The sequence below is a fragment of the Streptomyces sp. NPDC050448 genome (assembly GCF_040655295.1).
Lineage (GTDB): Bacteria > Actinomycetota > Actinomycetes > Streptomycetales > Streptomycetaceae > Streptomyces.
The window spans coordinates 201,534-222,134 of the sequence record NZ_JBFAJR010000010.1 but is presented as its reverse complement, the minus strand read 5'-3'; the positions used below and the strand labels follow the sequence as shown (position 1 = coordinate 222,134).

At 71.0% G+C, this 20,601-nt stretch carries 16 protein-coding genes; 8 read left to right on the top strand and 8 right to left on the bottom strand.

The features are described 5' to 3' along the window. Positions 1 to 112: 112 nt before the first annotated feature. A complete protein-coding gene (locus AB0I68_RS15400; RefSeq protein ID WP_363177768.1) occupies positions 113 to 352 on the bottom strand; it encodes a hypothetical protein in 240 nt (79 codons plus the stop codon). Positions 353 to 682: 330 nt separating this feature from the next. Here AB0I68_RS15400 and AB0I68_RS15395 point away from each other — a divergent pair, with 330 nt between their 5' ends. After that, on the top strand, positions 683 to 1,894 hold the full coding sequence (locus AB0I68_RS15395) for a pyridoxal phosphate-dependent aminotransferase (protein ID WP_363177767.1): 1,212 nt from the start codon (positions 683 to 685) through the stop codon (positions 1,892 to 1,894). A gap of 90 nt (positions 1,895 to 1,984) precedes the next feature. Further along, complete coding sequence (locus AB0I68_RS15390) at positions 1,985 to 2,389, top strand: hypothetical protein (protein WP_363177766.1); 405 nt, start codon at positions 1,985 to 1,987, stop codon at positions 2,387 to 2,389. 169 nt (positions 2,390 to 2,558) lie between these two features. Here AB0I68_RS15390 and AB0I68_RS15385 read toward each other — a convergent pair whose 3' ends face one another. Next, complete coding sequence (locus AB0I68_RS15385; RefSeq protein WP_363177765.1) at positions 2,559 to 2,978, bottom strand: hypothetical protein; 420 nt, start codon at positions 2,976 to 2,978, stop codon at positions 2,559 to 2,561. Between the two features lie 143 nt (positions 2,979 to 3,121). On the opposite strand from AB0I68_RS15385, the gene AB0I68_RS15380 reads away from it, so the two are divergent. From AB0I68_RS15380 to AB0I68_RS15365, 4 genes are read left to right on the top strand one after another with little or no spacing between them, the layout of a single operon-like run. Next, positions 3,122 to 4,198, top strand: coding sequence for a substrate-binding domain-containing protein (locus tag AB0I68_RS15380; RefSeq protein WP_363177764.1), 1,077 nt, complete (start codon positions 3,122 to 3,124; stop codon positions 4,196 to 4,198). A gap of 14 nt (positions 4,199 to 4,212) precedes the next feature. Beyond that, positions 4,213 to 5,409, top strand: a complete 1,197-nt coding sequence (locus tag AB0I68_RS15375; RefSeq protein WP_363177763.1) for a toxic anion resistance protein — start codon at positions 4,213 to 4,215, stop codon at positions 5,407 to 5,409. Then, entirely contained in the window at positions 5,406 to 7,043 is a 1,638-nt protein-coding gene (locus AB0I68_RS15370) for a VWA domain-containing protein (protein WP_363177762.1), read from the top strand. The genes AB0I68_RS15375 and AB0I68_RS15370 overlap by 4 nt, the downstream gene beginning before the upstream one ends. Further along, entirely contained in the window at positions 7,030 to 7,653 is a 624-nt protein-coding gene (locus tag AB0I68_RS15365) for a hypothetical protein (RefSeq protein WP_363177761.1), read from the top strand. Before AB0I68_RS15370 ends, AB0I68_RS15365 begins: the two co-directional genes overlap by 14 nt. Before the next feature lie 122 nt (positions 7,654 to 7,775). On the opposite strand, the gene AB0I68_RS15360 is transcribed toward AB0I68_RS15365, so the two are convergent. Next, on the bottom strand, positions 7,776 to 9,602 hold the full coding sequence (locus tag AB0I68_RS15360; protein WP_363177760.1) for a phosphoenolpyruvate carboxykinase (GTP): 1,827 nt from the start codon (positions 9,600 to 9,602) through the stop codon (positions 7,776 to 7,778). 220 nt (positions 9,603 to 9,822) lie between these two features. On the opposite strand from AB0I68_RS15360, the gene AB0I68_RS15355 reads away from it, so the two are divergent. Beyond that, positions 9,823 to 10,509: a hemolysin III family protein gene (locus tag AB0I68_RS15355; RefSeq protein ID WP_363177759.1), complete on the top strand. Its 687-nt coding sequence runs from the start codon at positions 9,823 to 9,825 to the stop codon at positions 10,507 to 10,509. Positions 10,510 to 10,655: 146 nt separating this feature from the next. Here AB0I68_RS15355 and AB0I68_RS15350 read toward each other — a convergent pair whose 3' ends face one another. From AB0I68_RS15350 to AB0I68_RS15330, 5 genes are all read right to left on the bottom strand, one after another. Beyond that, positions 10,656 to 13,079: a galactose oxidase-like domain-containing protein gene (locus AB0I68_RS15350; protein WP_363177758.1), complete on the bottom strand. Its 2,424-nt coding sequence runs from the start codon at positions 13,077 to 13,079 to the stop codon at positions 10,656 to 10,658. Positions 13,080 to 13,102: 23 nt separating this feature from the next. Further along, on the bottom strand, positions 13,103 to 14,347 hold the full coding sequence (locus AB0I68_RS15345) for a glycosyltransferase family 2 protein (RefSeq protein ID WP_363177757.1): 1,245 nt from the start codon (positions 14,345 to 14,347) through the stop codon (positions 13,103 to 13,105). Between the two features lie 6 nt (positions 14,348 to 14,353). After that, entirely contained in the window at positions 14,354 to 15,883 is a 1,530-nt protein-coding gene (locus AB0I68_RS15340) for a phospholipid carrier-dependent glycosyltransferase (protein ID WP_363177790.1), read from the bottom strand. Positions 15,884 to 16,116: 233 nt separating this feature from the next. Beyond that, complete coding sequence (locus tag AB0I68_RS15335) at positions 16,117 to 17,424, bottom strand: glycosyltransferase (protein WP_363177756.1); 1,308 nt, start codon at positions 17,422 to 17,424, stop codon at positions 16,117 to 16,119. 255 nt (positions 17,425 to 17,679) lie between these two features. Next, the gene (locus AB0I68_RS15330; protein ID WP_363177755.1) at positions 17,680 to 19,731 is read right to left on the bottom strand and encodes a thioredoxin domain-containing protein; all 2,052 of its coding nucleotides are present in this window, start codon (positions 19,729 to 19,731) and stop codon (positions 17,680 to 17,682) included. 229 nt (positions 19,732 to 19,960) lie between these two features. Here AB0I68_RS15330 and AB0I68_RS15325 point away from each other — a divergent pair, with 229 nt between their 5' ends. Next, positions 19,961 to 20,527, top strand: coding sequence for a Uma2 family endonuclease (locus AB0I68_RS15325; RefSeq protein WP_363177754.1), 567 nt, complete (start codon positions 19,961 to 19,963; stop codon positions 20,525 to 20,527). Positions 20,528 to 20,601: the final 74 nt, after the last annotated feature.

Sequence of the window (20,601 nt, the reverse complement as noted above, 5' to 3'; positions counted from 1 at the left end):
GAGCCCGGCCGGCGCGAGCCCGGCCGGCGCGAGCCCGGCCGGCGCGAGCCCGGCCGGCGCGAGCCCGGCCGGCGCGAGCCCGGCCGGCGCGAGCCGGGCCGGGCCGGCGCGGTCAGAGGTATTCGCGGGCGAACTCCACCGCCCATTCCACCGCCGCGATCGGGACGCTGCCCGACAGGGGGTCGACGGCCAGGCGGGCCGCCTCCCAGCCCTGGCCGTGGTCGCGGTAGATCGCGAAGTGCGCGTCCTGCGCTCCCTCCCCGCTCCGCGGGGCGACCAGGAACTCGATCGCCCGGTCGTCGCCGTCCGTGCCCACCGTGCTGATCGCCATGTCCCCGACCACGAATTCCACTGCCCCGCCTCTCCGTCCGTCCCCCCGGGCAAGCCTGCGCCGGGAGGCCGCCGCGCCGCATGAGTGCGCGTACTCAGGCCCCGTACTCAGCTCCCTGCCCAGGCACCCCGCTCGAGCCCCGCTCGGGCACCTCCAAGTGACGAGCGCAACACCGCGGCTCCCCCGCACCCGCGCCCCACCCATTCCGCAGGCCGGAACGCCGCGGCGGCCGCCGTTTCCAAGGGCGGACCGCATCGACACCCTCCCATCACGCGAAACAGGACATATCCCTCCCCCCTTTCCGCCCCGAATACCTCGGCGGACCGGCCGCCCGGCCCGTAAGCTCCCGTCATGCAGGTGATCCAGTCAACGAAACTCGCCAATGTCTGCTACGAGATCCGCGGCCCCGTGCTCGAAGAGGCCATGCGACTCGAAGCGGCAGGTCATCGCATCCTCAAGCTCAACACCGGCAACCCCGCGGCCTTCGGCTTCGAGTGCCCGCCGGAGATCCTTGAGGACATGCTCCGCAACCTGGGCAACGCCCACGGGTACGGAGACGCGAAGGGGCTGCTCTCCGCGCGCCGCGCGGTCGTGCAGCACTACCAGACCAAGGGCATCGAGCTGGACGTCGAGGACATCTACCTCGGCAACGGCGTCTCCGAGCTGATCCAGATGTCGATGCAGGCACTGCTCGACGACGGCGACGAGGTGCTCGTCCCGGCGCCGGACTACCCGCTCTGGACCGCCTCCGTGAACCTCGCCGGCGGCACCGCCGTGCACTACCGCTGCGACGAGCAGTCCGACTGGATGCCGGACCTCGCCGACATCGAGCGCAAGATCACCGACCGCACCCGCGCGATCGTGGTCATCAACCCGAACAACCCGACCGGCGCCGTCTACGACGACGAGATGCTGCGCGGCCTCACGGACATCGCGCGCCGCCACAACCTGATCGTCTGCTCCGACGAGATCTACGACCGGATCCTCTACGACGGCGCCACGCACACGAACACCGCCGCCGTCGCCCCGGACCTGCTGACCCTCACCTTCAGCGGGCTGTCCAAGAACTACCGCGTCGCCGGCTACCGGTCCGGCTGGATGGCGGTCTGCGGACCCAAGCAGCACGCCGCGTCGTACATCGAGGGCCTGACCATCCTGGCCAACATGCGGCTGTGCGCGAACATGCCCTCTCAGCACGCCGTCGCGACCGCCCTCGGCGGCCGGCAGTCGATCAACGACCTGGTCCTCCCGGGCGGGCGGCTGCTGGAGCAGCGCGACACGGCGCACGAGCTGCTGACCCAGATCCCCGGCATCACCTGCGTGAAGCCCAAGGGCGCGCTGTACCTCTTCCCGAAGCTCGACCCGGCCGTCTACAAGATCAAGGACGACCGCCAGATGGTCCTCGACCTGCTGCGGGCCGAGAAGATCATGGTGGTGCACGGTACGGGCTTCAACTGGCCCGAGCCCGACCACTTCCGGATCGTGACGCTGCCGAACGCCACGGATCTGGCGGACGCGGTGACCCGGATCGGCAAGTTCCTGGACGGATACGGCCAGCCCTAGCAGGCATGACGGCACTCGATGCCGGATCGAGCACAACTTTAGAACCGATCCAATGTAGGATGGCCTCCTGACCACGCAGGAGGCCCCCTCATGTACGAGCCGATCCGCACCAAGCCGGTCGTCCACCGTGTGGGCGGCCACCACTCCGACGGCCACGCCGGCTACCCGCGCAGCAGCCGCGCCGAAGCGCTGGACACCCAGCTCGCCGGCCACCTGGCAGCCCTGCTCACCGTCACCGACGAGCTCGGCCTCGACGGCGCCGCCGCCCGCATCGCCGCCCAGGTGACCCGGCTGCGCGGCTCCGAGCCCGCCCGTGCGCCGCGCGCCGACATCGCCGGCCTCACCGCCCTGCACCAGCGGGCCCACGACCTCGCCGGCCGCGCGCTGGTCGTCGCCGCGTCCCGCGCCGACACCACCGTCGCGATCCTCGCCGCCGAGCGCATGGACGCCCACGCCGCCGCCCTGGCCTCGCAGAACCTGGCCGGCAGCCTCTGATCGGCCCCGGTCCGGGGCCGCGGAGGCTCCGGACCGGGCGCCATGCCCCTGCGGGGGCGAACGCGCAGGCCCGCCCGGCTGGCTGCCCTGCGGGCGGTACGGATCCCGGCCCACGGGGTCGGGTGGCCCCGCCTCGCCCAGACCCCCGGCCCAGACCCCCGGCCCCGGCCTACGGGGCCGCCGTGAAGTCCGCGGCGGCGACCCCGCACCACGGCACCTTCGCGACCGGCCACACCGGCCCGACCGCCTCGGCGCGCTCCGTCGCGCCGGGGACCACTCCCGGGACCTTCACCAGCGCCTGGGCCGCCCGCTCACCCGGCTCCGGATCGGCCTTCTCGCGGAACTCCACCGTGACGAGGTACGCGCCGGCGCCCCCGGGCCGCCCCGCCGCCTCCACCGCCGCGACCACGCGCCGGCTCCCGGCATCGACCCGGCACCCGGTGACCCGTACGTCCTCCACCGCGGGCCGCGGCGACGCCGCGCCCGGCTCGCCGCTGGCCCACACGTACAGGCCCAGCGGGGCGAACACCAGCAGGCCGGCCAGGACCGTCAGGCCGACCACCCAGCCCTGCCACTTCAACGCGCTCACGCCCATGGGACGATCCTCCCGGCCTGCCGCCCCGCCTGCCAGCACCGGCCGATCCACACAGCATTTCGAAGTGGGACCGCCTGGACACCTGACGTTCATTCGACTTCGCGCGGAATGTGGGTTTCCGCGAGCACGCTGCACCCGTGAGACGCATCCTAGGAATCGCTTTGGCGGTCCTCCTCCTCGGCGGCGTGGTGGTCGTCGCGCTCGCCGGAGGAGAGGAGCCCCCAACCACGGCAACGAAGACCGTGAAAGGCGTCATCGGATCCGAGAAGTCCGAATACTTCCGCGATCCCGACGTCGTCAAAGCCCTTGCCGACAAGGGCTACACCGTGAAGACCGAAACCTCCGGCTCCTGGGCGATGGACCAACTCGCCCTCAAGGAGTTCGACTTCGCCTTCCCCAGCAGCAGCGAGCCCGCCACGGAGATCGAGGCCGCGGCAGGCGTCAAGGGCGCCCAGACCACCAGGCCCTTCTTCTCCCCGCTCGTGGTCGTCGCCCGCGCCAACGCCGCCAAGGTGCTCGCCGACAACAACCTCGCCAAGATGACCGGCAAGAACTCCGGGACCCTCCTCATGGGCCCCTACCTCAAGGCCGCCGAAGAGAAGCGCAGCTGGCAGCAGCTGTCCGGCTCCGCCGCCTTCGCCGAGCTGACCGGCACCGTGTTCATCAAGACCACCGATCCCGCGACCTCCAACTCCGGGGCGCTCTTCCTGGCCGCCACCTCGAACGTCGCCAACGGCAACAACGTGGTCTCCGACCAGGCCGGGATCGACCGCACCGCGCCCCTGATGCAGAAACTGATCTCCGTCCAGGGCGCGTTGGAGCCGAGCACCGACGACCCGTTCCGGGCCTTCATCTCCGGCAGCGGCGAACCGCTCATCCTCGCGTACGAGTCCCAGGTGGCCTCGCTGCTCCAGCAGAAGCAGGCTCCGGGGGACATGGTGGTGCTCTACCCGGACACCACCGTCAACTCCCCGCACACCTTCGTGCCGATCAGCGAGAACGCGAAGGAACTCGGCTCCCTCCTCGCCACCGACCCGAAGCTGCGCGAGCTGGCCGTCCGGCACGGGTTCCGGCCGCAGAACGGCGTGCCCGAGTTCACCGCGGCCACCGCCGCGCACGCCGCGTACCTCAACCCGGAGCTGACCGGCATCCGCCAGGTCAGCGCACCGACCGTCAAGATCCTCATGGCGCTGGCCGCGCGCGCCAAGGGCTGAGGGGACCAGCACACATGACTCTGACACCACCTGAAAACACCACGCAGAGCCCGCTCGTCCTCACCGCTCCCGAGCCCGTCGCCCCCGTCAGGCGGGAGCAGGCTTCGGGCCTCGTACCGCTCCAGGACGGGGTGCACGAGGAGATGGCCCGCCGGGCCGGGGAGTACGTCGGCTCGCTCGCCGGGATCGACACCCGCTCCCCCGAGTTCGCGAGCCGCATCGGCGAGATCTCCGGGCTCGGCGCCGCCGACATCCGCAGCGCCGCCCAGCAGTCCAACCGGATGCTCGAGCGGGCCGTACGGTCCCTCGGCTCCGACGGGGGCGGCGACGCCCAGGCCCGCGTCGCGGGCTCCCTGGTCGAGCTGCGCCGCACCGTGGAGGACCTCGACCCGCGGGAGACGCCCGCCAAGGGCGTCAAGGCGATCCTGGCGAAGCTGCCCGGCGGCAACAAGTTCCGCGACCACGTGGCCAAGTACGCCTCCTCGCAGGCCACCCTCAACAAGATCGTGGGCTCGCTGCGCGGCGGCCAGGACGAGTTGCGCCGCGACAACGCGGCCCTGCACACCGAGCGGGCGCGCCTGTGGGAGACCATGGGCAAGCTCCAGGAGTACGCCGTCCTCACCGAGGCCCTCGACACGGCCGTCGAGCAGCGGATCGCCGAGGCCGGGCACGCCGACCCGCAGGCGGCCGACGCGATGCGCGCCGACCTCCTCTTCCCGGTCCGGCAGAAGCACCAGGACCTGCTGACCCAGCTGGCGGTGTGCGCGCAGGGCTACCTGGCGATGGACGTGGTCCGGCGCAACAACGACGAGCTGATCAAGGGCGTGGACCGGGCCGCCACCACCACCGTGTCCGCGCTGCGGATCGCCGTGATGCTGGCCTCTGCCCTCGACAGCCAGCGCAAGGTGATCGAGCAGGTCAACACGTTGCGCACGACCACCGAGGACCTGATCCGGGGCAACGCGGAGATGCTGTCCACGCAGAGCGGGGAGATCCAGCGGATCGCCGCCGACCCGGCGGTCGGCGCGGAGACGCTGCGTACGGCCTTCGCCCAGATCTACCGGACGCTGGACGCGATCGACACGTTCAAGGTGCAGGCCACCGAGAACATGGCCGCCACCGTCGAGTCCCTGACCGGGGAACTGCAGACCGCGTCGGCCTACCTGGCCCGTACGCGCACCTCCGGCGCGCTGGAAGGCGGTCCCCGATGAGCAGCCGTGGCAGCCGTGGCATCCCCGGCATCCCCACCGCGTCGGCGCGCGGGCGGCTCGCGGCGGCGGCCCTGCTGACCGCGGCCCTGCTCGGGGCCTCGGCCTGCACCTCCGACGGGCCCGCGAAGCCCGCCGAGTCGAAGTACCAGGAGGGCAAGCTGCGGGTGCTGGCCTCCAGCGAGCTGGCCGACATGGAGCCGGTGCTGAAGGCCGCGAAGGCCGCCACCGGGGTCAGCGTCGAACTCACCTGGTCCGGCACCCTCGACGCGGCCGAGCAGGTCGCCTCCGGCAAGGCCGACGGCAAGTACGACGCGATCTGGCTGTCCTCCAACGACTACCTGCGGCTGCGCCCCGAAGCCGCCGGGAAGCTCAGCAGCGAGACCCCGGTGATGTCCTCGCCGGTCGCGCTCGGCGTACGGGCGGACGCGCTGGCCCGGCTCGGCTGGAAGCCGGAGGAGGTCACCTGGTCTGCGGTGCACGAGGCCGTCGCCGCCGGGAAGCTGACGTACGGGATGACCGACCCGGTGCGCTCCAACTCCGGGTTCTCCGCCCTGATCTCGGTGGCCTCCGGGCTGTCGGGCGCACAGGCGGCGCTGACCGACGCGGACGTGAAGGCGGCCCAACCCAAGCTGAAGGAGTTCTTCGCCGGGCAGAAGCTGACCTCGGGCTCCTCGGGCTGGCTGGCCACCGCGTACACCAAGCGCGGGGACGTGGACGCGCTGGTGAACTACGAGTCCGTGCTGCTGTCCATGAACCGGGACGCGAAGACGGACCTGACGGTGATCCGCCCGCGCGACGGGGTGGTCACCGCCCACTACCCGCTGACCCTGCTGACCTCGGCCCCGGCCGGGGCCCGCGAGTCGGGGCGGGCCCTGACCGACTACCTGAGCGGCCCCGAAGCGCAGAAGTCGATCACCGAGAAGACGTTCCGCCGGCCGGTCACGGCCGGGGTGGCGCCGGCGGCCGGGCTGAATGCGGAGAAGCGGCGGGAGCTGCCGTTCCCGGGCGCCCGGTCGGTCGCCGACGGGCTGCTGGCCTCGTACGAGAACGAGCTGCGCCGGCCCTCGCGCACGGTGTACGTGCTGGACACCTCGGGTTCGATGGCCGAGGAGGACCGCATCGGGCGGCTGCGGTCGGCGCTCACCGAGCTGACGGGGACGGGCGGTTCGGGGCCCGGGCAGCGGTTCCGGGACCGCGAGGAGGTGACGCTGCTGCCGTTCGGCGACAAGGTGAAGAAGGTGCTGACGCATGTCGTCGAACCGGGCAATCCGGGGCCGGCGCTGGATGCGATCCGGGGCGATGTGACATCGCTCCAGCCCGAGGGGGGTACCGCCGTGTACGGCAGTCTGAAGGCGGCGTACGAGCACCTGGGGAAGGGCAGCGCGGACGCGTTCACCTCGATCGTGCTGATGACGGACGGGCAGAGCGGCGACAAGGCGAAGGACTTCGACTCCTTCTACGCCGGGCTGCCGGACGCGCAGAAGCACACGCCGGTCTTCGCGGTGCTGTTCGGGGACTCGGACCGCAAGGAGCTCGGCCACATCACCGAACTGACCGGCGGGCGGCTCTTCGACGCCACCGACGGCAACGGTTCGCTGAACGGCGCGTTCGAGGAGATCCGTGGCTACCAATAGAGTCCTCGGCGCGGGTCTTCTCCACTACCTGGAGTCGAAGAAGAACCTGGCCGGCAGCGCCTGCGGGGTGGCCGGGCTGGGCCTGACCGTCGCCGGGGTCGCGGGCACGTACTGGCCGGTGGTCGTGGCCGGGCTGTACGGGGCGGGCGCGCTGATCGCCCCGCCGGAGCGGCCGGAGCCGCCCGAGCCCGAGGGGCCCACCGAGCAGCTGACCGGCGTACGGGAACAGTTCGGCCGGCTGCGGGAGTACCTGACCGAGGTGGAGCTGCCGGCCCCGGCCGAGGGGCGGCTCGCGGAGCTGATGGAGCTGTACGGGGCGCTGCTGGAGCCGGGGTGGGTGGCCGATGTCCTGGCCGCCGACCCGGAGTCGGTGCACGCGCTGTCGCGGGCGATCGAGCGGGACGTGCCGGAGTGCGTGGACACGTACAACCGGACCCGCTGGTGGACCCGGCTCACCCCGGGCGGTGAGTCGCCGGAACGCCACCTGGAGCGGCAGCTGTCGCTGCTGCACGAGGAGGCGGAACGCGTGACGGCGGACCTCCGCGAAGCAGAGGCCCGCCGTCAGCAGACGCACACGACCTACCTGGAGGAGCGCGGACAACACTCCTGACAGGTATGACTTTCGGCCGGTGCTGCGGTGGGAACCGCTTGGTCGGGGGCTCCCACAGCGGTGGGCGCCGCTTGGTCGGGGGCTCCCACGTTCATAGGCCCTTCTTCAGGGCGCGGCCTGGCTCAGCCCAGGCGCTCGACGAGCGCGTGGTACTGGTCCCACAGCTCCTTGGGAGTGTGGTCGCCGTAGGTGTTCAGGTGCTCGGGGACCAGGGCGGCCTCCTCGCGCCAGACCTCCTTGTCGACGGTGAGGAGGAAGTCCAGGTCCTCGGCCGGGATGTCCAGGCCGTCGGTGTCCAGGGAGGCTGCGGTCGGCAGGATGCCGATGGGGGTCCCGACGCCCTCGGCCTTGCCGTCGAGGCGCTCGACGATCCACTTGAGGACGCGGCTGTTCTCGCCGAAGCCCGGCCACACGAACTTGCCCGCGTCGTTCTTGCGGAACCAGTTCACGTAGTAGATCTTCGGGAGCTTCGCAGCGTCCGCGGCCGCGCCGACCTTGATCCAGTGGGCCATGTAGTCGCCCATGTTGTAGCCGCAGAACGGCAGCATGGCGAACGGGTCGCGGCGCAGCTCGCCGACCTTGCCCTCGGCGGCGGCGGTCTTCTCGGAGGCGATGTTCGAGCCGATGAAGACGCCGTGGTTCCAGTCGAAGGACTCGGTGACCAGCGGCACGGCGGAGGCGCGGCGGCCGCCGAAGAGGATCGCGGAGATCGGGACGCCCTTGGGGTCCTCCCACTCGGGGGCGATCGTCGGGCACTGGGAGGCCGGGACGGCGAAGCGGGCGTTCGGGTGGGCCGCCGGGGTCTCGGACGCCGGGGTCCAGGCGTTGCCCTTCCAGTCGATGAGCTCGGCCGGGGCCTCCTCGGTCATGCCCTCCCACCAGACGTCGGAGCCGTCCGGGGTGAGCGCGACGTTGGTGAAGACGGTGTTCGCGTACATCGTCTTCATGGCGTTGGCGTTGGTGTGCTCGCCGGTGCCGGGCGCGACGCCGAAGAAGCCGGCCTCGGGGTTGATCGCGTACAGGCGACCGTCCTCGCCGAAGCGCATCCAGGCGATGTCGTCGCCGATGGTCTCGACCGTCCAGCCGGGGATCGTGGGCTCCAGCATGGCCAGGTTCGTCTTGCCGCAGGCGCTCGGGAACGCGGCGGCGACGTACTTCGCCTCACCCTGCGGCGGGGTGAGCTTGAGGATCAGCATGTGCTCGGCGAGCCAGCCCTCGTCACGCGCCATGACGGAGGCGATGCGCAGCGCGTAGCACTTCTTGCCGAGCAGGGCGTTGCCGCCGTAGCCCGAGCCGTACGACCAGATCTCGCGGGTCTCCGGGAAGTGCGAGATGTACTTGGTGGTGTTGCAGGGCCACGGCACGTCGGCCTGGCCCTCGGCGAGCGGAGCACCGAGGGTGTGGACGGCCTTGACGAAGAACCCGTCGGAGCCGAGCTCGTCGAGGACGGCCTTGCCCATGCGGGTCATGGTGCGCATGGCGACCGCGACGTAGGCGGAGTCGGTGATCTCGACGCCGATCGCGGAGAGCTCGGAGCCGAGGGGGCCCATGCAGAAGGGGACGACGTACATCGTCCGGCCCTTCATGGAGCCGCGGAAGATGCCCTTCTCTCCCGCGAAGACGTCCTTCATCTCCGCCGGGGCCTTCCAGTGGTTGGTCGGGCCCGCGTCCTCCTCCTTCTCGGAGCAGATGAAGGTCCGGTCCTCGACGCGCGCGACGTCGGACGGGTCGGAGGCGGCGTAGTACGAGTTGGGGCGCTTGCCCTCGTCGAGCTTCTTGAACGTTCCCTTGGCGACGAGCTCCTCGCACAGGCGCTCGTACTCGGCCTCGGAGCCGTCACACCAGACGACCCGGTCGGGCTCGGTGATCGCTGCGATCTCGTCCACCCAGGAGATCAACTCCTGGTGGGTCGTCGGGTTGGAAGTGGGAGCCGCGTTGTCGCGCGCCACGATTGCTCCTTGTTGAGGGGTGTGTTTGGTGTTTGCCCCGTGGGGGCTGCGACCCGGATGCTTCGCGCTCCGCTCATCCGGTGCCGACCGCACTCATCTGATCATCCGGTGCATGTGCGCATATGTCCAGGGGGCCTCTCACGTGAGCATCGCCACTCCCGTCAATCTTCCGTAAAGCGCACTAACAGAAACCTACGGACCCGTAGGTAGCATGGCGGCCATGACTTCTGACGCCGCCGCCGTGCCGGTCGCACCCGACACACCCGAGGCACCGGAAGCCAAGCCGCTGATGCGCGGCTGGCTGCACACCGGGATGTTCCCTGCCGTGATCGTCGCGGGCCTGGCGCTGATGGCGTTCACCGAGTCGACTCGGGCCCGGGTGGCGTGCGGGGTGTACATCCTCACGGCCTGCCTGCTGTTCGGCGTCAGCGCGGTGTACCACCGCGGCACCTGGGGCCCTCGGGGTGAAGCCATCCTGCGGCGTCTCGACCACGCCAACATTTTTCTGATCATCGCAGGGACCTATACCCCGCTGACCGTGCTCCTGCTCCCGCCCTCCACCGGACGGACGCTCCTGTGGGCGGTCTGGATCGCGGCCGCGGCCGGCATCGCCTTCCGCGTCTTCTGGGTCGGCGCCCCGCGCTGGCTCTACACCCCCTGCTACATAGCGATGGGCTGGGCGGCGGTCTTCTTCCTGCCCGACTTCATGCGCACGGGCGGCATCGCCGTCCTGGTCCTGGTGATCGTCGGAGGGCTCCTCTACAGCGTGGGCGGCGTCATCTACGGCATGAAGCGCCCCAACCCCTCCCCCCGCTTCTTCGGCTTCCACGAGGTCTTCCACTCCCTCACGCTGGCCGCCTTCGTGGCCCACTACGTCGGCATCTCGCTCGCGGCCTACCAGCACTGAATCCGGGCGTGCGAAGCCGACCGCTTCCGCGCCGGCCCGGCCGTCCTCCTCACCGCCGCCGCGGGCGCGACCCCCGTTGCGGGGGAACGTACGGCGGAGCCCCGTCGCCGTGGGCGACGGGGCTCCTTCCGGTTCGGGCGGCGGGGCTACGTGCAGGCGAAGCCGTCGCCGTCCGGGTCCAGGCGCAGGGGGTCGCTGCCGTTGACCTTCATGCGCTTGGGGTACTGGTGGGAGGCCAGCCAGTCGCAGCGGGCCTTCGTCGTCTCCTTCACCTCCGCCGGGAAGTTCGTGGGGACGCACTGGCTGACCGTGCCGTAGTGGCGGTCGCAGCCCGCCACGCTCGGGGCGACGGGCGCCGAGTCCCGCTTCCCGGGGTTCTGCTCCGGGGCCGCCTGCGGCGCGTCCGCGAAATCGTGGACGTGCGGCGACGGGGCCTCCGCCGTGGCCGCGAGCGCCGACGGGCCGCCCAGGTGCACCCAGGTCGCCACCGACGGGATGCCGTTCGCGTCCACCCCGAAGAGCATGTACCAGCCCGGCGGTGCCAGGTTCGGGTTGCTGGTGACGTTCAGGTCGACGGTCGTGTCGTTCACCACCGTCATCGGCAGGTCCACGAACCGCTGGTTGGGGTCCGAGGAGTGCGTGACCGCCGCCGGACGGATCAGCTCCGCCTTCGCGATCGGCCGGTCGACGGTGATCCGCTGGGTGTCCCCGTACACCCACTGCGTGTCGATCACCGAGGTGAGCTTCGGGCGCGCGCCCTTGAACAGGTACGGCGGGGTGTAGATCGACACGTTGTTGTTGTACGTGCCGTTGCCCGGGTTGTCGCCGACCGTCATGACCCGCCCGTCGGGCAGCAGGAAGGCGCCCGAGTGGTACGTCCGCGGGATCGGGTCGGCCGGCAGCCCGGCCTTGTAGGTGTTCGTCACCGGGTCGAAGAACGAGGCCTCGTACACCGGGTCCGCCCGGTCGTGCAGCCCGCCGCCGGTCTCCAGCACCTTGCCGTCCGGCAGCAGCACGGCCGACACGTACATCTTCCCCTCGGCGCCGGTCTGCGCCCGCTTGACCCCGCCCACGTCGACCAGGCCCTGCGGCAGGTCCGGCCCTGCGGTGTACGCGGGGCTCGCCGCCTTCAGGTCGATCAGCTCGGTGAGCCGGTTCGCCGCCGGGTTCGACTCGTTGTTGCCGCCGCCGACGGTCAGGACCCGCTGGTCCTGCGCGGGCGGCAGCAGCACGCTCGCCGACTCGTCGCGCTCGTCCTTCTTGCGCAGCCCGGGCACGTCCGTGATCGTGTTCGCGTTGTAGTCGTAGATCGACGCGCCGCTGCCCTGCGTGCCGTTGCCGAAGGTGTGGCTGCCCGAGTAGAAGAGCCTGCCGTCCTGCATCAGGATCATCGACGGGTACAGACCCCAGTACGACCAGGTCTGGTTGACCTCGTTCAACGGCAGCCACTTGCCCTGCGCCGCCGAGAACCTCTCCGCGGTCACATTGCCCGTCGAGTCCTCCTTCAGACCGCCGAAGGAGATCACGTCGCCGTTGCCGAGGATCGTCGCCGACGGGTACCAGTGCCCGCCGTTCAGGTCGTTGGTCTTCGTGTACGCCTCGGTCGCCGGGTCGAAGACGTAACTGTCCTTCAGCCCCTGGTAACCGACCTTGCCGTCGGCGGACGGGTACCCCTTGTTGCCGCTCATCACCAGCACCCGGCCGTCCGACAGCTGCACGTGCCCCGAGCAGAACATGTCCACCGGCGTCGGGATCGTCTTGAACGACCCGTTCGCCGGGTCGTACACGGCCGAGGTGAACGTGCCGGCGTTGAACTGCGCGATGTCGTTGCCCGAGCCCGCGATCAGCAGCACCTTGCCGTTCTTCAGAACCACGGCGTGCATCGAGCGCACCGGGTTCTTGGCCGGGATCACCTCCCACGTGCCCTTGGCGCACTGCTCGGCCGTGCCCGTGCACCCCGGCTGCGGCGGGACCGCGCCGACCTCCTCCAGCGCGTAGTCGTCGGTGGTGAGCGTGCCCACCCCGTAGACCGAGAGCCCCCACGTGATCTTGTCGGTGCCGGGCGGGACGGCGGGCGTACGGACCTCCGTGCGCGCCCATCCGGCGCTGACCGGCGGATTCTGCAGGTCGGTCCAGTACTGCCAGCCCGCGGTGGTGTCGTGGCGGAACACGGTCACCGACACGTCCGGGGTGTTCGACTTGTACCAGGCGGACAGGTCGTACTGCCGGCCCGGCACGACGGACGGGGCGCAGGTGGTGTTCTCGGTGACCAGCGCCTTGCGGTCGCCGCTGACCCGGCGGGTGAGCGAGACCTGCATGGCCTTGGTGCCGCTGTGCGCGTCGGCGACGGTGGCGTAGGTGAAGTCGTTGTCACCCCAGCCGGACTTCTCCCAGCAGGACGGCATGTCGTCGCCGGGCGCGCCGGCGGTCTCGAAACCGGAATTGGTGAGCAGATTGGGCGGTCCGGCCGTGGCCTGCTGCGGTGCGGTGAGCAGCAGGCCCGCGGTCATCGCCCCGACGGCGGCCAGGGCGGCGCGCCGCCCGGCCTTCCGCCGGATGTTCGCTGGCATGGACAAGTTCCCTTCTGTGCGGCTCAGCTCCTGGTGGGACGTGCGGTACGCGTACGCGTCGTGCGCGGCAGGTAGACGAGGGCCTCGGTGGCCGCGAACCGCAGGACGAAGGTGGTGAGCAGGGCGAGGGCGGTGGCGGGCAGCACCTCCATGCCGAACCTGCCGACGAACAGGGCGATCAGCGGGATGCGCAGCAGCAGGTCGGCATTGGCCAGCACGGCGAAGCGGCCGACCCGGTCCGCCCAGTGGCGGTGCCGTCGCCGGTCGCGGAAGAGCAGGGTCTCGATGAGGACGAAGTTCCAGAGCACACCGGCCTGGTTGGCGGCGATCTCGGCCGGCAGGTAGTGCATCCCGGCCTGCGTGAGCAGCCACAGCGCCACCAGGTTCGGGACGAAGCCGGAGAGCCCGATCAGCCCGAAGCCGATCATACGGGCCAGCGGGGTCGCGGAGCGCAGCGCGGCGAGGTGGGCCAGGAACCGCATCCCCTCGCGGGCGCCGGACTTGGACTCGCCGGAGTAGCGGTCCTGGAAGACGAACGGCACCTCGGCGACCTTGGCGGGGCGGCAGCGCACCGCCAGCTCCAGGAGGATCTTGTAGCCGAGGGGTTTGAGGGCGTCCGCGGTGACGACTTGGCGGCGCATCGCGAAGAAGCCGCTCATCGGGTCGCTGATCCCGCGCAGGGCGCGGGGGAAGAGCCCCTTGGTGAGCCAGGTCGCGCCGCGCGAGACGGCGATGCGGTAGTTCCCGGCGAGCCCGGCCCGGCTGCCGCCGGGTATGTAGCGGGAGGCGACCACGAGGTCGGCGCCGGTGCGCTCGCCCTCGCCGACGAGCTCGGGCACCAGGTGGGGCGGGTGCTGGAGGTCGGCGTCCATGACGACGATCCAGTCGGTGTCCGCGCGTTTCACCCCTTCGACGACGGCGCCGCCGAGGCCGCCGACCGCGCTCTCGCGGTGCAGGACCGCGACCGGGAAGGGCAGGTCGAGGGCGGCCTTCTCGATGACGGCCGGGGTGTCGTCCGTGGAGTCGTCCACGAACAGGACCTCGCAGGGCAGATGGGCGGGGAGCGAGTCGGCGAGCAGGCTCAGCAACTCGCCGATGTTCCCGGCCTCGTTGAAGGTCGGGATGATGAGGGTGACGCTGCCGTGGGCGGGCGCCTCGGCCGATTCCGGCGAGTCGAGCGGGGCAAGCGGGCCGGCCGGGTCCAGCACGTCTGGAGTGAAGCGTTCCGGATCGCTCAGGGCATGCGGGGCCCACAGGTCTTCGCTCATGCCGGCTCAGCTCCCACTCTGGCGGTCGGCGGAGTCGGTCCGGCGGATCTCGATGCGGTCGTCACCGGAGCCGAAGACGGCCACCGCGGTCGAATGCTCCAGCGCGGCCTTCACGTTGGGCAGGTCCACCGCGTCCCGGCGGACGGTGGGCGAGGAGACCACGTAGTCGATGTCCCGCCAGCCCCGCGGCAGGGTCCTGGTGACGGCGGGGTCGAGGTCGGCCTTGTAGAACCAGATCGCGCCGAGCCCGGGGTCGAAGCCGTGGTGGACGGCGTCCAGCCAGAGCGCGTCGTCGACGAGGACCCGCGTGTGCTCCGGGTCGGGGACCTCCCGGCCGAGCCAGGCGGCGGCCTGCCGGTACGGGGCGTTCGCATCGGCCGTGAGCGCGGTGCGGTTGCCGTCGTACCAGCGCGGCAGGACGTACACCGCGGCGGCCGCGGCGAGTACGCCGATCAGCACCCGGCGCCCGTACGTGAGGGACCGGCGCTCCCCGGGCGAACGGCGGCGGCGCAGCACGGCGTGCGTGACGCTGGCCGCGCCCCCGGCGAGGACCAGCGCGAGGAACGGCAGCGCCTGGATCACGTACATCGCCGGCAGGTAGCCGGAAGGCCGCATCGCGACGGCCGCGAGGATGGCGGCGGCGAGCGCGGGACCGGCGAGCGCGCGGGCGGTGACCGACCAGCGGAGGGTGAGGAGCAGCAGGAGGGCGCCGGCCAGCCCGCCGAGCGGCAGGACGGTGTCGTAGTACAACCAGGACCGGAACACGCCGTTCGAACCGGAGCCGGGGGTGAGGATGAAGCCCGAACCCGGACGGCTCATCTGGTAGGTGATGCCGTCGATCAGCGAGACGTGCCCGGCGCCGGGCAGCAGCTCGCTGTTGAGCAGCGCGTACAGGGGGTACGAGAGCCCGATGAGCGCGCAGGCGGTGATGGCCCCGGTGACGGCGAACTTGCGGGTGTCCCGGTGGCTGTGGCGCCACATCGTCACCAGCAGCGCCGGGAGCACCACCAGCATCGTCTCCTTGGTCAGGACGGCGGTGGCGGCCGCGAGTCCCGACCCGAAGTGGTGCCACAGGTGGCGGCTGGGGGACGCGGCCAGGCAGAAGGCCAGCAGCATCCACATCACGGCGAGGTTGTCGAGGAAGATCTCCCGCTGGAGCACGACCGAGAGCGGGGAGAGCCCGAAGAGGGCCATCGCGAGTCCGGCCGCCCAGCGCGGCAGCCACAGCCGGCGCGCGAGCATGTAGATCAGCACGGAGCTGACGGTGGAGACCGCGACCATCGAGAAGCGCATCGGCGCGACGGTCATCCAGTCGGGCACGAAGAGGGAGGGCAGGTACGTCAGGCCCGCTATCTGTATCCAGCCCAGCGGCGGATGGTCGTACCAGTACGTGTAGTGGGCGAGGCCGTCCCCCTGCTGGACGGCCCACGCCTGGGCGAGGTACGTGCCCTCGTCGTCGCTCAGGGTCGGGAAGTGCGTGATGTTCCAGCCCTGGACGAGGACGATCGCGAGCAGGACGACCCCGCAGAGCAGCAGGTCGGGGCGGGAGGAGCGGAAGCGGACGAGGGGGTGGGCCGGGGCGGGCGGCCGGACCCCGAGGCCGCCGGGGCCGCCGGGGCCACCGGGGCCACCGGGGCCACCGGGGCCGCTCGGACCGCGCGGGGCGGGGACGCGGGGCTCGGCGGTGGTCGTGCCGGCCGCACCGGCGGCGGTGGTCACCGCGGATGCGGCGCCGGGCTGGGGATCAGTGGCCGTGGGCAGGGTGGCGGTCACTGGCGGCTGTCCTCTCGGATCGCGGTGGACGAACCGGCGCTGGACACGCCGGCGGTGGCGCTGATCGGAGTGAGGTGGGCGCCGGTGTGGCTGGTCAGCTCCCACTCGTTGCGGCCGCGCTGCTCGCGCCAGACCGCGCGGATCGCGGCACCCGCCAGCATCACCTGGTAGAACGGGCCGCCGACGACGAGCTTGAGGTAGTGCACGAAGCGGACCCGCAGGCCGTACTGGCGGCCGAAGTCGTGCAGGCCGACGATCTCGAAGACGAACGTCACCATCGCCGTGATCATCGGCAGGAAGGTGATGATCGCGACGCCGACGGGCACGTCGAGGAGCACCGCGACGGCGAAGTTGACCGGGATGATCACTCCTGAGGCCGCCTGCATGAAGGGCGTCATCAGCGTGTAGCGGGCCAGCCAGCGCTGGCCGCGGCCGGGCAGCTGCTGCCAGTCCTTCTTCCGGTAGACCTGGAGGAAGCCCTGGTTCCAGCGGGTGCGCTGCTTGAGCAGGCTCATCAGCGAGCCGGGCGTCTCCTCGCGGGTGACCATGTCGCAGTCGTACGCGACGACCACCTTCTTGCCGGCCGAGGAGAGGCGTACGCCCAGGTCGCAGTCCTCGGCCAGGCAGTTCTGGTCCCAGCCGCCGGCCTCGCGCAGCACTTCGGTGCGGACGAAGACGGTGTTGCCGCCGAGCGGGATGAACCCCTTCTCCGCGTGCAGGTGCAGCCGGGAGCGGAACCAGAAGAAGTACTCCAGGCAGTTGCGCAGGCTGTACCAGCTCGAGTGGAAGTTGATGAGCTGGACCCCGCCCTGGACCACGTCGGCCTCGGTGGAGCGGAAGGCGTGGTCGACGTGGGCGAGCAGCTCGGGGTGGACCTGGTCCTCGGCGTCGAAGACGCCGACGATGTCGCCCCGGCAATGCGGGAGGGCGGTGTTGAGGGCCTTCGGCTTGTTCTTGGTCGCGTGGTGGTCGACGACGACCCGTACGCGTTCGGGCGCCCGGGCGGCGGCGGCCTCGGCGACGGCGGCGGTCTCCGGGTCGTCGTGCCCGACGATCACGATGATCTCGTAGTCGGTGTGGCTCGACTCGAGCAGCCGCTCGATCGTGTGCTGCAGGACCGCCTGCTCGTGCCGGGCGGGCAGGAGGAGCGAGAAGGCGAGCCGGCCCTCGCCGTCGGGGCGGTCGAACCGGGTGGAGGCGAGCGTCTCGGGTGTGCGCCACGCGTGCATCTGCCACCACAGCGTGAAGGCGGCCATCCAGAAGAGCGCAAACGAAATCACGGATATGAAAACAGAGGTGTACAAAACGTCCCCCACAGACATGCCGCGACGCCTGGCGTCGCTCGGCAAACCCCTCAGGGGATCAAGGCGGGCCCCCCGGCCCGCCTGCCCCTGCTTCCCCCTCGGGCGCACCCCCCAGTGCGCCGTTCCGGCGACTCCCCAGTGACTCCCGAAGACACGAGACTAGGCAGCAAAAATGAAACTCAGGCGCTGCAGAGATAAAAAATGCGTTTCCGAACGTGGGCACAGGTAACCGGAATTGACGGCACTCCGACAGATTCAGGGATGAACCGCACCCAACTGATCGGCAAGCTCGACCGGGTCTGTCGTAGGCCGCGCGCAGACGAAATGTCGACACACATACGCCGTGGGAAGGTCGTGTACGAGTGTGCGCTCGGCCAGGAGGGGGAACTCTCCCCCGCTGCCGTCGGCCGCCCGCGGCAGACCGACCGCCACCACAGCCCCGGGAGCCGTCCCCAGCAGCGCCGTCCGGTGTAGCCCGGCCAGAGCCGGATCCTCCGGATGCCCCACCACGGCCACCTCGCGCGGACCGTCGAGCAGCGCCTCCGCCACCGCGAGGCCGTGCCCGATGAAGCGCGGGACCCGTGGACCCAGCGCGTGCACCACTCCGAGCGCCCGCTCGGCCGCCGTACGGTGCGCCTCCGAGCCGGTGTGCGCGGCATACGAGAGGAGCGCACCGGCCGCGGCCGTCCAGCCGGAGGGAGCCGCGGTGTCGGTCGGGTCCTGGGGCCGGCGGATGAGCTGCTCGGCGTCGTGCGCGGTGTCGTAGAGGGAACCGTCCTCGGCGGTGAATTGGTCCAGGACCAGGTCGACGAGGAACCCGGCGAACTCCAGCCAGACCCCCTCGCCGGTCACGGACGCGAGCGCGAGGAAGCCCTCGGCCACGTCGCCGTAGTCCTCCAGCACCCCGGCATTCGCCCCGACGCGCCCGTCCTTGCTGGTCCTGGCCAGCCGCGCCCGCCCGTCCATGTGGACCCGGACCAGCAGGTCGGCCGCCTCGGTGGCCCGCTCGACGAGGTCCGGCCGGTCGAAGTACGCCCCGCACTCGGCGAGGGCCGCGATGGCCAGGCCGTTCCAGGCGGCGACGACCTTGTCGTCCCGCCCGGGCGCGGGCCGCTCGGCGCGCGCCGCGAGCAGCCGCTGCCGGATGCCGGCGATCGCCCCGGCGTCCACGACGGGCCCGTCCTGCGGCAGCTGGAGCACGGACGTGCCGTGCTCGAAGGTTCCCTCGTCGGTGACCCCGAAGTACGCGGCGGCGAGCGCCCCGTCGTCCTCGCCGAGCACCTCGGCCAACCGGGCGGGCGTCCAGGCGTAGTACGCCCCCTCCACGTGCTTGCCGGTCAGCGGATCCTCGCTGTCCGCGTCGAGAGCGGAGGCGAAGCCGCCCTCGGCGGTGCGCAGCTCCCGCACCATGAAGTCGGCGGTCTCGAGCGCGACGCGCCGCGCGAGATCCGAGCCGGTGGCCCGCCACAAATGGGCATAAACCCTACAGAGAAGCGCATTATCATAAAGCATCTTCTCGAAGTGGGGCACGATCCACTCCCGGTCCACGGAGTACCGCGCGAACCCGCCTCCGAGCTGGTCGTAGATGCCGCCGCGGGCCATGGCCTCGCAGGTGTCGGCGGCCATCTGGAGGGCCCCCTCGGCCCCGGTGCGGGCATGGTGGCGCAGCAGGAACTCCAGCACCATGGACGGCGGGAACTTCGGCGCCCCGCCGAATCCGCCGCGGACGGCGTCGTACTCCCGGGTCAGCCCGAGCAGCGCCTGCGCCAGCTCCTCGGGCCCGGGGGTGCCGGCCTTGCCGTAGTCCAACTGCCGCCCGGAGAGGTCCCGTACGATCCGCTGCGCGACCTCGGCCACCTCCTCGGGCCGCCCGGCCCAGGCGGTCCGCACGCCCTCGAGGACCTGCATGAAGGACGGCATCCCGTGCCGGGGCTCGGGCGGGAAGTAGGTCCCGAAGTAGAAGGGCTCGGCGTCGGGGGTGAGGAACACGGTCATGGGCCAGCCGCCCTGCCCGGTGGCGGCCTGCACGGCCTCCATGTAGACGGCGTCGACGTCGGGACGCTCCTCGCGGTCCACCTTGATGTTGACGAAGTGCTCGTTCATGTAGGCGGCGGCCAGTTCGTCCTCGAAGGACTCGTGCGCCATGACGTGGCACCAGTGGCACGCAGAGTAGCCGACCGACAGCAGAACGGGTGCATTGCGCCGTTTCGCTTCCTCGAACGCCTCGGGTCCCCACGGCCACCAGTCGACCGGATTGTCAGCGTGCTGAAGCAGATACGGCGAGGTCACACCAGCCAACCGGTTCATACGGCCCAGCCTCTCACAACGCCTGGCACGGCCGGCGAAACCCTCACGGACCCGCCTCGCTTGGCCGAATTGCACTGATGAGCCCTCACGTGGTGGGGCGCTCCTTGCCCTCGGAGTCGGGGTCGAACTTCTCCCGGCGTTCCTCCGAGTCGGGCAGCCCGACACCTCGGAACAGTAGGCTGGGCGCAGCGATGCCGGACCTGCAGAGGCTCCTCGAAGGAGGTACACCGTGACCGCCGAGATGGTGGCGCCCGCGTGGATGCATACGCAGATCAGTGCGGAACAGTACGACTCCTGGTCCGAGGAGCAGTGCGCCGGCATCGAGATCGTGGACGGGATGGTCGTCGTGAGCCCGAGCGCCTCCAAACGGCACAACCGGCTGGCGCGAGTCCTGGCCAATGCCCTGGACGCCGCCGCGGGCCCGGACTGGAACGCAGACACGGACTTCGACGTTCGCCTCCAGGATGTTCCGCTCACCAACCGCCGTACGGACGTCATCGTCTATCGGGCGGAGACCATCGACCTCACGCCTACCCGCCCCGAGCACGTACTCCTGGTCGTCGAGGTCGTGTCGCCCGGTTCGGAGACCACGGACCGGATCGTGAAGGTGGACCAGTACGCCAAGGCCGGCATCCCCTTCTACTGGCGTGTCGAGCAGGCCGCCACCGGTGTCCCGATCGTCTACACCTACGTTCTCGATCCCGCCACCAAGGCTTATAGGGACGGCGAGATGTTCACCGGCACGGTGAAGGCCACCGTACCTTTCTCCATCACGGTCGATCTTGGGGTCATGTAAGGCCCGTTGATCTTCAACCCGGGCGGCCGTGCTCAGGCTCAGGGCTGAACGGAAGGCGGCGTGCCCGCACGTCG

Excerpts from the sequence above, each read along its gene's own strand:
- AB0I68_RS15395 (WP_363177767.1), top strand. The coding sequence starts at position 683 with ATGCAGGTGATCCAGTCAACGAAACTCGCCAATGTCTGCTACGAGATC.
- AB0I68_RS15390 (WP_363177766.1), top strand. The coding sequence starts at position 1,985 with ATGTACGAGCCGATCCGCACCAAGCCGGTCGTCCACCGTGTGGGCGGC.
- AB0I68_RS15375 (WP_363177763.1), top strand. The coding sequence starts at position 4,213 with ATGACTCTGACACCACCTGAAAACACCACGCAGAGCCCGCTCGTCCTC.
- AB0I68_RS15370 (WP_363177762.1), top strand. The coding sequence starts at position 5,406 with ATGAGCAGCCGTGGCAGCCGTGGCATCCCCGGCATCCCCACCGCGTCG.
- AB0I68_RS15355 (WP_363177759.1), top strand. The coding sequence starts at position 9,823 with ATGACTTCTGACGCCGCCGCCGTGCCGGTCGCACCCGACACACCCGAG.
- AB0I68_RS15350 (WP_363177758.1), bottom strand. The coding sequence starts at position 13,079 with ATGCCAGCGAACATCCGGCGGAAGGCCGGGCGGCGCGCCGCCCTGGCC.
- AB0I68_RS15345 (WP_363177757.1), bottom strand. The coding sequence starts at position 14,347 with ATGAGCGAAGACCTGTGGGCCCCGCATGCCCTGAGCGATCCGGAACGC.
- AB0I68_RS15330 (WP_363177755.1), bottom strand. The coding sequence starts at position 19,731 with ATGAACCGGTTGGCTGGTGTGACCTCGCCGTATCTGCTTCAGCACGCT.